The sequence below is a fragment of the Mycobacterium sp. E2479 genome (genome assembly GCF_001667925.1).
In the GTDB taxonomy this organism is placed as follows: domain Bacteria; phylum Actinomycetota; class Actinomycetes; order Mycobacteriales; family Mycobacteriaceae; genus Mycobacterium.
The window spans coordinates 86,682-102,321 of record NZ_LZJR01000165.1; the positions used below are offsets into that span (position 1 = coordinate 86,682).

The following is a 15,640-nucleotide window of genomic DNA, read 5'->3' on the forward strand; positions in this document are numbered from 1 at the left end:
GCGGCGGAGCCGGGCGCCGCAGGTCGCCGCTAGACCACCGCGCATCAGATGAGCTGGCCGACGACGAATCCGGCGAGCAGCACACTGAACCCGCCGATCTCGCCGACGATCAGCAACGCCATCGCCACCGCGATGCTGCGGTCGGCGTTTTCGAACTGGTTGACGGTGTCACGCCGCGCTCCGTGGTAGATGTAGGCCAGGATCGCCGCCACGAAGAAGAAGACGACCACGCCCGTGGCGGTGAGGTTCACCCAAACCGGCCAGGCGCTCAGCTGAACGAAGGCAGCGAGCAGCAGCGTCGCGAACGAATACAGCAGCGCGGCGCGGTGCGCGATGTCGACGTAGGGGTGCGCGAGGTGGGTCTGCGACGTCATCATCTCGCGGTATTTCCATACGCCCAAAACCAGTGCAAGCAAGAAGATCAGGCCCGCCGCCAGCAGGGTGATCTTGGTGTCTATTCCGAGGGAGCCAGTCATCGCGCGGTTGAGTTTAGTTGCCCTTCATAAACACCGGCTAACGTCGTTGTCATGCGATTCGCTTTCAAGACTTCTCCGCAGAACACCACCTGGGCGCAGATGCTCTCCGTCTGGCGAGCCGCCGATGACATCGAGGTCTACGAGTCCGGCTGGACGTTCGACCACTTCTACCCGATCTTCTCCGACAGCGCCGGGCCCTGCCTGGAGGGCTGGACGACGCTGACCGCGCTCGCGCAGGCCACCAAGCGGCTGCGGGTGGGGACTTTGGTGACCGGGATCCACTACCGCCATCCCGCGGTGCTGGCCAACATGGCGGCGGCGCTGGACATCATCTCGAACGGACGGCTCGAGCTGGGGATCGGCGCCGGCTGGAACGAAGAGGAGTCCGGCGCCTACGGCATCGAACTGGGCAGTATCAAGGAACGCTTCGACCGCTTCGAGGAGGCGTGCGAGGTGCTGACCAGCCTGCTCAGCCAGCAGACCACCGACTTCGACGGCAAGTTCTACCAGCTCAAGGGTGCTCGCAACGAGCCCAAGGGTCCGCAGCGGCCGCACCCGCCGATCTGCATCGGCGGCAGTGGGGAGAAGCGCACGCTGCGGATCACCGCTCGCTACGCCCAGCACTGGAATTTCGTGGGCGGTCCGCCCGACGTGTTCGCCCACAAGCGTGACGTTCTGGCCTCGCACTGTGCGGACATCGGCCGCGATCCCAAGGAGATCACGCTCTCGGCACACCTGCGCCTGGAGCCGGACCTGAACTACGGGAAAGTCATCGAGGACGCGGCCGGGCTGGCCGCCGAAGGCTTAGATCTGGGCATCGTCTACCTTCCCCCGCCACACGACCCGGCCGTGCTGGAACCGCTCGCCGAGGCGATCCGGGACTCGGGTTTATCCACGCGGTGATGCCGTTTTCCCGGCGCATTTTCGAACCGCCCGGCGAAAATTTTGCCAAGCACCCCAGAGCAAACCCGCCGCGCGCCAGTTGGGGCGCCCGGGCAGGCGATCACGCGCCGAAAAGCAGCCAGTCCTGTGCGGTCACCAGCCGCTCATGCTTGGCTGGAAATTCGCGACTTTTCACCGGGTGACGCAACCATGACCAGGCGATTCGCCCCATCCGTGTTCGAGGTAATGGGTGGATATGCACAAGAATCTCTCCTGCGATCAGTCCGTTCAACCGGGAAACCGGTGTGACCCCCATGTGAGCGGGCTCACAACGGGCCATTAGACACCTGACGTCTGGCAAACAGTGGGAGACTCGCCGGACGAAGTCGACGGTGTTTCTGGAGTGACTGATGTTACTACTGAAGCGGCACCGCGGTGGGCTTGATCGGGGCCGGCAGCGCGGTAGCCCCCATCAGGAACCGGTCCGCTGCGGCCGCCGCGGCCCTGCCCTCAGCTATCGCCCAGACGATCAGCGACTGGCCACGACCCATGTCACCGGCAACGAAGACGCCCGGAACCGACGTGTCGAAATCGGCCCCGCGGGCGACGTTGCCGCGCTCGGTGAGTTTCACCTCGAGGTCGGTGAGCAAGCCCTCGGTCTCGGGGCCGACAAATCCCATCGCCAGCAACACCAGGTCGGCCTCGAGTTCGAACTCGGACCCCTCCACCTTGACGAATTTGCCGTCTTGCATGGTCACCTCGTGCGCCTTGAGCGCCGTCACGTGACCGTCTTCGCCGGCGAATTCCTCGGTGTTGACCGAGAACACCCGTTCGCCGCCCTCTTCGTGCGCCGAGGACACCCGGTACATCAGCGGGTAGGTCGGCCACGGGGTGGACGGCGCGCGTGTCTCCGGCGGGCGCGGCATGATCTCGAACTGGTGGATGACGGCCGCGCCCTGCCGGTGCGCGGTGCCCAGGCAGTCGGCGCCGGTGTCCCCGCCACCGATGATGACGACCTTCTTGTCTTTGGCGGTGATCGGCGGCTCCCCGTCGGGGCCCAGCACGTCGTCGCCTTCCTGCACGCGGTTACCCCACGGCAAATATTCCATCGCCTGGTGGATGCCCTGCAGTTCGCGGCCGGGGATCGGCAGATCGCGCGCTGCCGTGGCACCGCCGGCCAGCACCACGGCGTCGAACTCGGCACGCAGTTGCTCGGCGGTGATGTCGACACCGACATTGACCCCGACGCGGAATTCGGTTCCCTCGGCCCGCATTTGGTCCAGCCGGCGGTCCAGGACGCGCTTTTCCATCTTGAATTCCGGGATGCCGTAGCGCAGCAGTCCACCGATGCGATCGGCCCGCTCGAACACGGTGACCGTATGGCCGGCGCGGGTCAGCTGCTGGGCGGCGGCCAAACCCGCCGGACCGGAACCGACCACGGCGACCTTCTTCCCGGTCTTCGTGTCCGGCGGTAACGGCCGCACCCAGCCCTCGTCGAAGGCCTTGTCGATGATCTCCAGCTCGATCTGCTTGATCGTCACCGGATCCTGGTTGATGCCGAGCACGCAGGCAGGTTCGCAGGGAGCCGGGCACAGCCGCCCGGTGAAATCCGGAAAGTTGTTGGTGGCGTGTAACCGTTCGATGGCATCGCGCCACCGGTCCCTGCGCACCAGGTCGTTCCATTCCGGAATCAGGTTGCCTAGCGGGCAACCGTTGTGGCAGAACGGAATACCGCAGTCCATGCAGCGGGTCGCCTGTTCGCGCAGGGTCTCGTTGTCGAATTCTTCGTAGACCTCGTGCCAGTCGCGCAACCGCAGCGGGACAGGCCGGCGCTTCGGCAGTTCCCGATGCGGGTATTTCAGGAAGCCGCTCGGATCAGCCATGCGCGGCCGCCATGATCGCCTTGTCGACATCCACCCCGTCGCGTTCCGCTTCGGCGATGGCCTGCAGTACCCGCTTGTAGTCCCGCGGCATCACCTTGGTGAAGTGTCGCCGGTGTTGCGGCCAATCACCCAGAATGCGCTGGCCGATAGCGGAATCGGTGGCATCAACGTGTGCCTGGATCATGCCGTGCAACCACTCGTAGTCATCTTCGTCCAAGCTCTCGAGCTCGACCATCTCCGCGTTGAGATTGCCTGGGAATTCGCCCTGCGGATCGTAAATGTAGGCCGCGCCGCCGGACATCCCGGCCGCGAAGTTGCGGCCGGTGCGACCGAGGACGACCACCTTGCCGCCGGTCATGTATTCGCAACCGTGGTCGCCGACACCCTCGACGACGGCGTGCGCCCCGGAGTTACGGACGGCGAACCGCTCGCCGACGACGCCGCGCAGGTACACCTCGCCGCTGGTCGCGCCGAACAGGATCACGTTGCCGCCGATGATGTTGTCCTCGGCGACGTAGTCCGAAGGCGCGTCATCCGAGGGCCGAACGACGATCCTCCCACCGGACAGGCCCTTGCCCACATAGTCGTTGGCGTCGCCGTAGACGCGCAGGGTGATGCCCCGCGGCACAAACGCACCGAAGCTGTTGCCCGCCGAGCCATCGAAGGTGATGTCGATGGTTCCGTCCGGCAACCCTTGTCCGCCATAGGCTTTGGTAACCTCATGGCCAAGCATGGTGCCCACCGTGCGGTTGACGTTGCTGATCGTCGTGGAGAACCGGACCGGCGTTCCGGAGTCCAGCGCCTCGCGGCTCATCACGATCAACTGCTGGTCGAGCGCCTTATCCAGACCGTGGTCTTGGCGCGAGCTGCAGTAGAGGTCCTGGTTCATGAACGCCGATTCCGGCTCGTGCAGGACCGGAGTCAGATCCAGCCGGTGTGCCTTCCAGTGGGCCCGCGCCAGCGTCATGTCCAAGGAGTTCACCTGGCCGACCGCCTCGTTGAGCGTGCGGAATCCCAATTGCGCCATGTATTCGCGCACCTCTTCGGCGATGAACATGAAGAAGTTCTCGACGAATTCGGGCTTGCCGGTGAAGCGTTCGCGCAGCACCGGGTTTTGGGTGGCCACGCCGACGGGGCAGGTGTCCAGGTGGCAAACCCGCATCATGATGCAGCCGGAGACCACCAGCGGCGCGGTGGCGAAGCCGAATTCCTCGGCGCCGAGCAGCGCGGCGATCATCACGTCGCGGCCCGTCTTGAGCTGGCCGTCGACCTGAACCACGATCCGGTCGCGTAACCCGTTCAGCAGCAACGTCTGCTGCGTCTCGGCCAGTCCCAGCTCCCACGGAGCCCCCGCGTGCTTCATAGAGGTCAGCGGCGTCGCGCCGGTGCCGCCGTCGTGCCCGGAGATCAGCACCACGTCGGCATGGGCTTTGGACACACCCGCGGCGACCGTGCCGACACCGTTTTCGGAGACGAGCTTGACGTGCACCCGCGCGGACGGGTTGGCGTTCTTCAGGTCGTGGATCAGCTGCGCCAGGTCCTCGATGGAATAGATGTCGTGGTGCGGTGGCGGCGAAATCAGCCCCACGCCCGGGGTGGAGTGCCGTACTTCGGCAACCCACGGGTACACCTTGTGCCCCGGAAGCTGGCCGCCCTCACCGGGTTTCGCACCTTGGGCCATCTTGATCTGGATGTCGGTGCAGTTTGTCAGGTAGTGCGACGTGACGCCGAAGCGCCCGGAGGCGACCTGCTTGATCGAGCTGCGCCGCCAATCGCCATTGGGATCGCGGTCGAACCGCTTGACGTCTTCGCCGCCTTCACCGCTGTTGGACCGGCCGCCCAACCGGTTCATCGCGATGGCCAGCGTCTCATGCGCCTCGGCGGAGATCGAGCCGTAGCTCATCGCCCCGGTCGAGAAGCGCTTGACGATCTCACTGGCGGGCTCGACCTCCTCCACGGGAATCGGGGGATTGACCCCGGCCCGGAACTTGAGCAGGCCGCGCAGCGATGCCATCCGCTCGCTCTGGTCGTCGACCAGCCGGGTGTAGTCCTTGAACACCTTGTACTGGCCGGTGCGCGTCGCGTGCTGCAGCTTGAAGACGGTCTCCGGGTTGAACAGGTGGTATTCGCCTTCGCGGCGCCACTGGTATTCCCCACCCACCTCGAGCTCGCGGTGGGCCCGCTCGTCCGGGCGGTCCAGGTAGGCCAGCGCGTGCCGGGCGGCGACGTCGGCGGCGATGTCGTCCAGGGTGACGCCGCCGATCGGACAACTCAAGCCGGTGAAGTACTCGCTTAGCACGTCCTCGGAAATGCCGACCGCCTGGAACAACTGAGCACCGGTGTAGGACGCCACCGTCGAAATGCCCATCTTGGACATGACTTTCAGCACGCCCTTGCCGGCGGCCTTGATGTAGTTGCTCAGCGCCGTCTTGCGGTCGATTCCTTCGATCACGCCGCGATCGAGCATGTCCTCGATGGACTCGAACGCCATGTACGGGTTGATCGCCGCGGCACCGAAGCCGACCAGCGCGGCCATGTGGTGGACCTCTCGGGCGTCACCGGTTTCCACCACCAGACCGACGTGAGTGCGGGTCCGGTCGCGCACCAGGTGGTGGTGCACCCCCGCCACCGCGAGCAGCGACGGGATGGGCGCCATCCGTTCGTCGGATTCGCGGTCGGACAGGATGATCACTCGCGCGCCGTCAGCGATCGCCGCGGACGCCTGCGCGCGCACCTCCTCGAGCGCGGTGGCCAGCCCGGCGCCGCCCTCTGCGACGGGATACAGACACCGAATCACCTTGGAGCGCATGCCATGCGGGCGACCATTGACCTCGTCATCGGGGTTGAGGTTGATCAGCTTCGCCAGTTCCCGGTTGCGCAGAATCGGCTGTGACAGCGCGATCTGATGACACGAGCGCTCGGTCGGCGTGAGCAGGTCGCGCTCGCCGCCGGTGGTGCCTTGCAGACTGGTCACCACCTCCTCGCGGATCGCATCCAGCGGCGGGTTGGTCACCTGTGCGAAGAGCTGGTGGAAGTAGTCGTAGAGCATCCGGGGCCGCTGCGAGAGCACTGCCACCGGGGTGTCGGTGCCCATCGACCCGATCGGCTCGGCGCCGCTGCGGACCATCGGCGCGACCAAGAGGTTGAGTTCTTCGTAGGTGTAGCCGAATATCTGCTGGCGCTTGACGAGGCGGTCATGGGGCATCCGCTTGTAGTTGCCCTGCGGCAGGTCATCGAGCGGGACCAGGTTCCTGTCCAGCCACTCCTGGTACGGGTGCTCGGCGGACAGCTCCGCTTTGATCTCCTCGTCGGAGACGATGCGGCCCTGCGCGGTGTCCACCAGGAACATGCGCCCGGGCTGCAACCGCATCCGGCGGACCACCTTGGCCGGATCCAGGTCCAGCACACCGGCCTCGGACGCCATGACGACCAAGCCGTCTTCGGTGACCCAGATTCGCGAGGGGCGCAAACCATTACGGTCCAGCACGGCGCCGATGACGGTTCCGTCGGTGAACGTGATCGATGCGGGGCCGTCCCACGGCTCCATCAACGAGGCGTGGTACTGGTAGAACGCCCGTCGCGCGGGGTCCATCGACTCGTTGCGCTCCCAGGCCTCGGGGATCATCATCAACACCGCGTGGGCCAGGCTGCGTCCGCCTAAATGGAGAAGTTCGAGCACCTCATCGAAACGCGCGGTGTCGGACGCCCCCGGCGTACAGATCGGGTACAACTTCTCGACGTCGGCTTCGGCTCCGAAAATGTCGGTCTTGATCAGCGCCTCGCGGGCCCGCATCCAGTTCTCGTTACCGGTGACGGTGTTGATCTCACCGTTGTGCGCGACGCGGCGGAATGGATGTGCCAGCGGCCACGACGGGAAGGTGTTGGTGGAGAACCGGGAGTGCACGATACCCAGCGCGCTGGTCAACCGATCGTCTTGCAGGTCAAGATAAAAAGCCTTGAGCTGGGGCGTGGTCAGCATGCCCTTGTAGACGAGAGTCTGACCGGAAAGGCTTGGGAAATAGACGGTTTCGCGGCCGGGACCGTCTTGTCCGGGCCCCTTGGTGCCAAGTTCGTGTTCGGCGCGCTTACGCACTATGTAGGCGCGGCGCTCCAGCGTCATGCCGGATGCGCCTGCCATGAATACCTGCCGGAAGGTGGGCATCGCGTCGCGGGACAACGCGCCCAGTGACGAGTCGTCGATCGGCACGTTGCGCCAGCCCAGCACCGTCAGGCCCTCGGCTTCGGCGATCTTCTCCACCGCGGCACACGCCGTCGCGGCGTCCTTGGACGACTGCGGCAGGAACGCGATGCCGGTGGCGTAGCTGCCCTCCGCGGGCAACTCGAAGTCGACGACCCCGCGCAGAAAGGCGTCCGGGACCTGAAGCATGATGCCGGCGCCGTCACCACTGCGAGGTTCGGCGCCCTGGGCACCCCGGTGCTCGAGGTTCAGCAGCGCGGTGATTGCCTTCTCCACGATGTCGCGGCTACGACGGCCGTGCATATCGACGACCATGGCAACCCCGCACGAGTCGTGCTCGAACGCGGGGTTGTATAACCCGACGCGCTTGGGCGTCATATGCACCTGACCCTTCACCTGAACGTTCTGCGCGGCCGTTAGCAGCGGCCCCGACGAGGTCGCACCCCAAGGTTGCGGGCTAGAACCCCTTCGGTCTTGTCTCGATGGGCTGTACCCCAGGTGGAGGTGATCCTGCTAGGGAGGTCCGTGCAGCTTTGAACGGTGGCCTGGAACCGGTCTCGACAAGTCGTAAAACGATATGACAATACCCGCCTGACATGCCAACTTCCTAAAGTCTAGCCGCCAGCCGGCAGCGCCGTAAATTTCGCTGCTGGGGTGGGACTCCAATTATGCCCGCCGCCCGCCGGGGCGACGAATTCTTCCCACAGCTGCGCGTATTCCAGGCCGTCCTGGTCGGGGCAGGCTAGTCCGGTGAGTTTGCTGACGGCCACGTCGGGATGATTGACGATGTCGCCAAGCGCCGGTGTGCGCGTGCTCAGCGCCCCGCCCGGCGTGTCTCGGCAGTCCGAAGCCACGCGAGGCGGAGTTTGCACGTTCGCGCACCGAACACGGCAGGAGATACTGGACGGGATTGATCACACCCCGGCGTCACGGGTTGGACGGTGGCGCTTATCACGTAATACGTTCGTCGCCACCGGTCCATCGGCGCGACAATCGACCACCTGGCACGCGAGGAGCCCATGAACGAGCGCGACGAATTCCTGCGGGACCGTCTGCAGCCCGAACGGCCGAGCACCCCCGCACCACACCCGTCCGGGCCCTTCCCGCAGCAGCCCCACCCCGCACCCCAAGAGTCCCGGTCCGCCACTCCTCCGGTCGCCCAGCGGCCCGCTCCCCCGCGTCCGCCATCGGCTTCTTCTCCGGCGCCGCCGCACGGCTGGTCGCCACCTACTCAGCCGGCTCCGCCATCGTTCCGGCCGCCGACCCATCCCCCACCGCAGCAGCCGCTCCGCACGGCTTTCCAGCCGAATTTCAAGCGGGGCGGCGGGGAGTTGCCCGACCGCGGTTGGCGGCGTGCCCTGCGGCTGGCCACCTTCGGCCTGATCACCCTCGGACCGTCGCCCGCCCAGCAGCAGGAGGCGGAGTTCGAAGCCGCCATCCGGACCCGCCTCCATGGCAACTACAAGGTCGGTGTGCTGGGCAAGGGCGGCGTGGGAAAGACATCGGTGGCCGCAAGCGTGGCATCACTGTTCGCCACACTCCGCCGGCACGATGACGTCGTGGCCATCGACGCCGACACCGCCTTCGGCCGGCTGAGCAGCCGGATCGATCCGGCGTCTACGGGCTCGTTCTGGGAGCTCACCGCCGACAAGAACCTCCGGTCCTTCCATGATGTGGCGGCGCGGCTGGGCCGTAATCCCGCGGGTCTGCACGTGCTCGGCGGCGAACCGGCGTCGGGCCCGCGCCGGGTGCTCGATCCAGCGATCTACCGGGAAGCCGCGCTGCGGCTGGACCGCCATTTCACAATCTCGGTCATCGACTGTGGTTCGACGATGGACTCGCCGCTCACCCAGGAAGTCCTGCGCGACCTCGATGCTCTGATCGTGGTGTCTTCGCCCTGGGCCGACGGCGCATCCGCCGCGGCGCGGACCATGGAGTGGCTGGCCGATCACGGCTTCACCACGCTGCTGCAGCACAGCATCGTGGTACTCAACGATTCCGACGGGCATGCCGACAAACGCACCCGGGCCCTGCTCGCCCGCGAGTTCGCCGATCACGGCCGCCCGGTCATCGAAGTGCCGTTCGACCCGCATCTGCGGCCCGGCGGCGTGATCGACGTCGGCCACGAGATGGCGCCGGCCACGCGCCGCAAGTTCCTCGAGGTCACCGCGGCCATCGCCGGCTACTTCGCGGCCCGTCCCGACGGCGCGAAAGAGCGTCCAGCTCAGAAGCAGGACTAAGCCCGCGCCGATGGGTCGGCGATCGCCTCGATCTTGCACACCCGGGATTCGCGGATGGTCAGCACGATGACGGCGAACAGGCGCCGTTCGCTGAAGGCCAGCAGCACCGGTCCCCCGGCGGGGCCGCTGACCAGGGTCACGTCCGGCCACAGGTAGCGCAACAGGTTGGTGGCCACGGCATCTGGCCCGTGGTTGATCTGTGGTGGGGGTGCCGGGTCCGCGAGGATCGTGCCCACGCCCCATACCGTCGGATCCAGGACCGCGGCCAACGCTTGGAGATCACCGTTGGCGCATGCGGTGATGAACTTTTCGGTGACCATCCGGTGCTCTGCCGGCGTGACGTCGGTCAGGTTCGGTTGCGCGGCATGAAATTTCGACCGTGCGCGCCGTGCCAGCTGACGGCAGGTACCGACCGGGCGGCCCACCGTTTGCGAGATCGAGTCGAAGGGGACGCCGAATACGTCGTGCAGCACGAAGGCGACTCGTTCACCGGGACTGAGCCTGCGCAATACTTCGAGCAGCGCGGCGCGGATCTCGTCATCGAGGGTGACCCGGTCGGCCGGGTCGAAGCGGCGCGGTGCCGGTTGCTCGTCGACGTCGCCGGGGCGCTCGTACCGGGCCCGGGCCGAGCGCACCTGGTCGAGACACAGGCGGCTCGCCACCACGGTCAGCCAGCCGCGCGCGTCTTCGATCTCGTTGACGTCGGCGCGCGAAAGCCGCAGAAAGGCCTCCTGCGCAATGTCTTCGGCCTCGCCGATGTCACCCAGCATCTGGTAGGCGAGGTTGACCAGATACGGGCGGTGGCGACGCCAGGCCTCGCTGACCTGATCGCTGGCGGACGGCGACTGGTTCATGACTCTTCGACGATTTGTTGAGGCAAAAAGTTACGCCGTTCGCGATGTAACTTTCCCACCTTTTGCCCCGTCGTTTCAGCAGTGCGAGAAGTTCACGGAAGGAACCCACTCATGACTATCGTCGTCACCGGTGCGACCGGCAACGTCGGCCGTCCACTCGTCGCCGAACTGCTTGCCGCGGGAGCCCGAGTTCGGGCGGTCACCCGACAGCCGGCGCCGGCCGGCCTTCCCCCGAACGTGGCGGTGTTCGGTTCGGCCACCGCCGCGCTTTCGGGTGCCTCCGCGGTGTTTCTGAACTCGCGTGCGCTGGGCGGGGAGTTGGAAGAAGTGGTGGAGCACTGCGGACGGGCCGGAGTCACCAAGCTGGTCGCGTTGTCGGCGATCAATGCCGACGATGATGTCAGTCGGCAGCCGTCCCGGTTTCGCGGTGACCGCAACAGGGAGGTCGAACGTCTGGCGGTCGATTCCGGCCTGTCCTGGGTGAGCCTGCGGCCCACGGTGTTCGCGACGAATTTCGCCGGCATGTGGTCGGCGCAGATCCGCGCCGGCGACGTGGTCGCCGGGCCGTACGCCGCCGCATCGACCGCGCCGATCGTCGAGACCGACATCGCCGGCGTAGCGGCGCACGCGTTGCTCACCGATGAACTTGTCGGACAGCGGATCCCGTTGACCGGTCCCCGTGCGTTCACCAACGCGGAACTGGTCGAGGTAATCGGCGCTGTTCTAGGCCGGACGCTGCAGTATCGCGAAATCCCCGCTAAGGCGGTGCGGCAACGGTTTATCGGGTTGGGGTTCGGAGCCGGATTCGCCGACGCCTACATCGCGATGCTCGGCGCGACGCTCGACGAGCCCGCGCTGGTCACACCCGATGTCGAGAAGATCCTCGGCCGTCCGGCAGTTCCGTTCGCGCACTGGGTTTTCGAACACCGCGGAATGTTCGACAACGAGAAAGTCGGAATCTGAGATGACCGATCCGCGTCCTCCGCGCTACCTCAAGCCGATGAACAAGTTCATGATGGCGGTGCAACGGCTCGGGATTCCGACCGGGCCCGCAATGGTTCTCACCGTGCCCGGCCGCAAGTCGGGTCAGCCGCGCAGCACTCCGATGACCCCTTTCCATTTCCAGGGTGGCCTGTACGTGGTGGCCGGGTATCCCGGCGCAGACTGGGCGGCGAATGCCCGGGCCGCTGGCATTGGCACGCTCAGCCGGGGCCGGCGTTCACGTTCGGTCCGGATCGTCGAACTGTCCCCCGGCGAGGCCCGGCCGGTGCTGCGGGCCTTCCCCACCGAAGTCCCGGTGGGTGTGGCGTTTGCGAAACGGTCGGGGATGGTGCGCGACGGAACGGCCGACGAATTCGAAGCGCTGGCGGGCCGGCTCGCCGTTTTCCGCTTCGAGCCGGCGTAGCCGTCACCAGACGATGGCCGCCATGTCGCGGTTGTCCGAACACACGCTGCGCACCGCGGCCTGCAGGTCGGCCGCGGTAATGATTTGCAGGTCCTCCACGGTCACCGGTTGACCCGCGCGCTTCTGTGCGACCACTCGGGTGTCACGAAAGCCCTCGGCGCGTTCGACGACGTTGCGGGCGAACCTGCCGTTCTGCATGGCATCGATGCCGTGGCGCCCGCCCGGGGTGGTGTAGTTGCGGATGGTCGTGGCCGCGTCCAAGAACGATTCGCGTGCACCCGAGTCGAGCAAGCTGGCGCGCGGCGTGGCGTAGCGATGTGCGATCTCGACGATCTCCGCCGGCGAGTAGGACTCGAAGCGGAGCTTGCGGTTGAACCTGCCGGCCAATCCCGGGTTCACGGTAAGGAACGCATCCACTTGGTCTTCGTAGCCGGCACCGATGAAACAGAAGTCGAATCGGTGAACCTCCAACGCAACCAGGAGTTGGTTCACGGCCTCCATGCCGATCATGTCGGGTGTGCCGTCCTGATGGCGCTCGATCAGGGAATAGAACTCATCCATGAAAATAATTCGACCAAGCGACTTTTCGATCAGTTCATTGGTCTTGGGCCCGGATTCGCCGATGAAGTGGCCGCAGAAATCCGATCGGCGCACCTCACGGATCTCGGGGTGCCGCACGATTCCCATGCCGGCATAGATCTTGCCCAAGGCTTCCGCGGTGGTTGTTTTGCCGGTACCGGGCGGGCCGACCAGCAGCATGTGATTGGTCTGGCCCTCCACCGGCAGGCCGTGCTCGAGCCGCATTGTTCGCACTTCGAGTTGATCTTCCAGCGCAGCGACCGCTTCCTTCACCGCCGCCAGTCCCACCTGGTTGGCCAGCAGCTCGCGGCCCTCGGCCAACAGCTCGGCGCGTCGATCGTTGGCGGCGTCGTCATCGAGTTCGTCGCGGCTCTTGGCCGACGACGCGTCCCATCTGTCGGTGCGGCGGTCGATGGTTTGCTCGTCGGTCACGACCAGGTGCAGGTTCGGGTCGGCCAGCGCTTCTTTGGCCGCCTCGGTCAACACGCCGTTGATGGTGGCCTTGGAAAGCCAGATCTGGGCCTTGTCCTCCTCGCGCAGCTGCCGGTGCACCATCCCCCGCACGTAGGCCAGATCGGCGACGAGCAGCGGAATGTCGGCCGGGCCGATCGAGGCCGTCAACACATCGGAGTCGAAGCGTGACGACGACTGGGTGTGGCCGATCACGTCCACCCGGTCGAGCCAGTCCAGCGCGACCCGGCCCTGCCCGAGGTGGGCGGCAGCGTGGGCTGCCAGCGCGCAAATCGACGCCGTCACAGCCGACATCACGATGGCGTGGGCGGGCAGCTCCTCGGCGGCGGTCAGCAGCACGTCCGGCCAGCGTTGCGCGCGGTACATCAAAAACGTTCGGGCCAATTGGTGCCACTGGTAGTTGGTCCACGAGTCCAGCAGGTCTGGGTTGGCCAGCAGCTTGTCGGCCTCGGCGTATTCCCCGGCGATCGTCAACGCGGACGCCAACGCCAGCCCGACCTGTGATGCGTCGGTGACGGTGATGCCGATGTAGGGGCCCAGCTGGATCTCCGCGGCCAGTGTCTGCCCGATGCGGGTGGTCTCGCGGTGTAACCATTCGCTCGTGACGTAGAGCTGGCGCAACGACGCCAGGTCGTTGTCACCGCACGCGATGCGCCCCAGCCACGCATCGGCCATCGACTTGTCGGCGTCGGTGGCGGCAACGAACTCGGGTAGCGCCGCCGCGCGGCCCTGCTGACTCTTGATCGCCATGGCACGGTCGAAATGTCTTCGGGCCGTTTGTAAATCACCCACCGCATCCCCCATTCCGGATATGGTCTCCGAGGTTGCAGGCAGCCGTCCACAGCCCTTTCGGGTTAGCACCGCAACCGGTCCGTGCGCCTATCACACTGTGCCTCGAACTCGCCCAACCGACCTGCTATGTGCCGACCGACATGCTTACCGGCTCGAGGCTGACGTAGCGGTTCTCGGCGCGGAACATGTCCATCTCGACAAGCCAATCCTGTCCTGCTGCACTGACATTCACCGCCGCCTGGCCGATCTGCTCGATGATCACCTCAAACCCGTGCCGTTGCGCCTCGGAGAGCGTGACGCCCGCGGGTGCGACGGTGATCACGGTCGCCGGTCGCGGAGTGGGTGAGATCGCAGCCTCGACACCTCCGCCTTCGGCCGCGCCGAAACCGCTACCCCGTTTCGCCGCGTATTCCACCACGCTCACCGTGGTCCGTGGTGCGGGACGTGAGCTGCTGACGACGCTGATCTCCGGCATGCGCACGCTAACCCAGCGCGACATGTCACGGGTGTGCACGCAGACCCGTTCGCCGGCGCCGGCGGTGCGGATCACGAGTCGCTTGGCGACCGGGTCGTCCGCTGCAACGAACACACGCGACAATTCACCGGCGTCGGTAACCGGCATAAGCAGCCGATCACCGTTGCTCAGTTTGCCGATCAGGACGCCCGACGGTCCGATCTCGGTGACCAGTTGTGCGGGCAACGGGCTGCGCCGAATGCCCCGCAGGTGGGGAAGGGGACCGCACATGTTCGTGGCCGCGGCAGCTGCCTGCTCGCCGTTGAGCCGGCGCAGAATCACGCTGGGCGGCGTCGGTGCGGGCGTCGGTGTGCGCACGGTGATCGTCGCGGTGCATTGGCCGTCGGAAAACACCGTGACGTTCTGGATGACCTCGTCGGCGCGCAACGTCCACGCCTGCGAGAGGTTGCGTGACGTGATCGCCTCGGCCGGGTATGCGTAGGTGGTCATCCAACCCGCTTCTCCGCGTATGGCTTTCCATCTCTGCACGTTTCCCGACACCGCGTCTCGTCCGAGCCGCCGATCGAGCTCGACAAGGTCGGTGGCGGTGGCCACCTTCGCCCGCAATCCTTGGCAGCGCAACCGCCCCGCGATGCGTTGTGCGGCTGAAATGGCCGCCGCGCCAACGGTCGTGCGCCAGAAGAGGGCCTGGGCGTTGTCGATCACCGCCAGCCGCATGATCAGCCATGTCTCGCGGCGGCCCGCGTAGGGGGGCGTCCCTATCTCCGAGTCGTACACTCGGGGGAAGTCTCCGGTGGTGCCGTGCCGAGAACCGATGGTGACGACGCTGATCGAATCGAGCTCCAGGCCCAACGCCTGGCGCAGCATCGGCACCAATTCGACGATGTCGAGCACGTTTTCGGTCTCGACCGTCACCGAGCCGGTCACCATGGTCGCTCGGTGACCCCTGCCGAGAAGCTGCACCGCGGCCACGGCGACACCGTCTTGCACGCGGACCCCGCCACCGGATCGGTTGTTGGCCACGGTGGTCGGTGCAGTCCATTCGATCGGGCGCCGGCCACGCCGCCACAAGACGGCCCACGACCACGCCGGCTGACCCCACCACCGCACAAAGACCAGCGCGATCCCCACCGCCACGGCGGCAGCCGAGCCGATGTACCCGGCCACAAGCCAACCGGCGAATGCGAGAACGAACACCACCCACACGCCGAACACCCGCCGGTTGCTGCCGCGGCTGAAGCCGGTCAGGTCGGGCCTCATCGAGCCCTCCGCAGTCGCGCCGCGATCGCGAACACCAATACACCGGCAGCCACGACCCCCAGGAATCCGATGGCGATGTTGCGTGCCCGGTGGTCGGGCGGCGGGGGCGCCTTGCTGCTAATGGC

Annotated in this window: 12 protein-coding genes; 4 read left to right on the top strand and 8 right to left on the bottom strand. The window is 66.3% G+C overall.

Annotated elements, in window-relative coordinates; all coding sequences use genetic code 11:
• Window positions 1-44: 44 nt before the first annotated feature.
• Window positions 45-476 (bottom strand): hypothetical protein, encoded by a 432-nt coding sequence (locus A5686_RS25985; protein WP_067940458.1) that lies wholly within the window; start codon window positions 474-476, stop codon window positions 45-47.
• A 51-nt stretch (window positions 477-527) separates the two neighbouring features.
• On the opposite strand from A5686_RS25985, the gene A5686_RS25990 reads away from it, so the two are divergent.
• Window positions 528-1,379 carry an LLM class F420-dependent oxidoreductase gene (locus A5686_RS25990; protein WP_067940462.1) on the top strand — a complete coding sequence of 284 codons (852 nt, stop codon included), beginning with the start codon at window positions 528-530 and terminating at the stop codon, window positions 1,377-1,379.
• 395 nt (window positions 1,380-1,774) lie between these two features.
• Here A5686_RS25990 and A5686_RS25995 read toward each other — a convergent pair whose 3' ends face one another.
• The 3 genes from A5686_RS25995 to A5686_RS26005 form a co-directional block, all read right to left on the bottom strand.
• A complete protein-coding gene (locus A5686_RS25995; RefSeq protein ID WP_067940465.1) occupies window positions 1,775-3,241 on the bottom strand; it encodes a glutamate synthase subunit beta in 1,467 nt (488 codons plus the stop codon).
• Complete coding sequence (gltB, locus tag A5686_RS26000) at window positions 3,234-7,817, bottom strand: glutamate synthase large subunit (RefSeq protein WP_067940468.1); 4,584 nt, start codon at window positions 7,815-7,817, stop codon at window positions 3,234-3,236. Before gltB ends, A5686_RS25995 begins: the two co-directional genes overlap by 8 nt.
• Before the next feature lie 236 nt (window positions 7,818-8,053).
• Window positions 8,054-8,293 (bottom strand): hypothetical protein, encoded by a 240-nt coding sequence (locus A5686_RS26005; protein ID WP_067940470.1) that lies wholly within the window; start codon window positions 8,291-8,293, stop codon window positions 8,054-8,056.
• A gap of 165 nt (window positions 8,294-8,458) precedes the next feature.
• On the opposite strand from A5686_RS26005, the gene A5686_RS26010 reads away from it, so the two are divergent.
• A complete protein-coding gene (locus tag A5686_RS26010; RefSeq protein ID WP_067940473.1) occupies window positions 8,459-9,679 on the top strand; it encodes a MinD/ParA family protein in 1,221 nt (406 codons plus the stop codon).
• On the opposite strand, the gene sigI is transcribed toward A5686_RS26010, so the two are convergent.
• Window positions 9,676-10,533, bottom strand: coding sequence for an RNA polymerase sigma factor SigI (gene sigI / locus A5686_RS26015; RefSeq protein ID WP_067940475.1), 858 nt, complete (start codon window positions 10,531-10,533; stop codon window positions 9,676-9,678). The two genes, A5686_RS26010 and sigI, sit on opposite strands and share 4 nt — an antisense overlap.
• 111 nt (window positions 10,534-10,644) lie before the next feature.
• On the opposite strand from sigI, the gene A5686_RS26020 reads away from it, so the two are divergent.
• On the top strand, window positions 10,645-11,496 hold the full coding sequence (locus tag A5686_RS26020; RefSeq protein ID WP_067940478.1) for an NAD(P)H-binding protein: 852 nt from the start codon (window positions 10,645-10,647) through the stop codon (window positions 11,494-11,496).
• 1 nt (window position 11,497) lies between these two features.
• Window positions 11,498-11,938, top strand: a complete 441-nt coding sequence (locus A5686_RS26025) for a nitroreductase family deazaflavin-dependent oxidoreductase (RefSeq protein ID WP_067940479.1) — start codon at window positions 11,498-11,500, stop codon at window positions 11,936-11,938.
• 3 nt (window positions 11,939-11,941) lie between these two features.
• Here the strand turns inward: A5686_RS26025 and eccA are convergent, their stop codons facing one another.
• The 3 genes from eccA to A5686_RS28160 form a co-directional block, all read right to left on the bottom strand.
• On the bottom strand, window positions 11,942-13,801 hold the full coding sequence (eccA, locus tag A5686_RS26030; protein WP_156750246.1) for a type VII secretion AAA-ATPase EccA: 1,860 nt from the start codon (window positions 13,799-13,801) through the stop codon (window positions 11,942-11,944).
• A gap of 103 nt (window positions 13,802-13,904) precedes the next feature.
• Window positions 13,905-15,515, bottom strand: coding sequence for a type VII secretion protein EccE (gene eccE, locus A5686_RS26035; RefSeq protein ID WP_067940485.1), 1,611 nt, complete (start codon window positions 15,513-15,515; stop codon window positions 13,905-13,907).
• Window positions 15,512-15,640: hypothetical protein (locus tag A5686_RS28160; protein ID WP_231986488.1), on the bottom strand; the 129-nt coding region annotated here is incomplete at its 5' end. The genes A5686_RS28160 and eccE, both read right to left, overlap by 4 nt.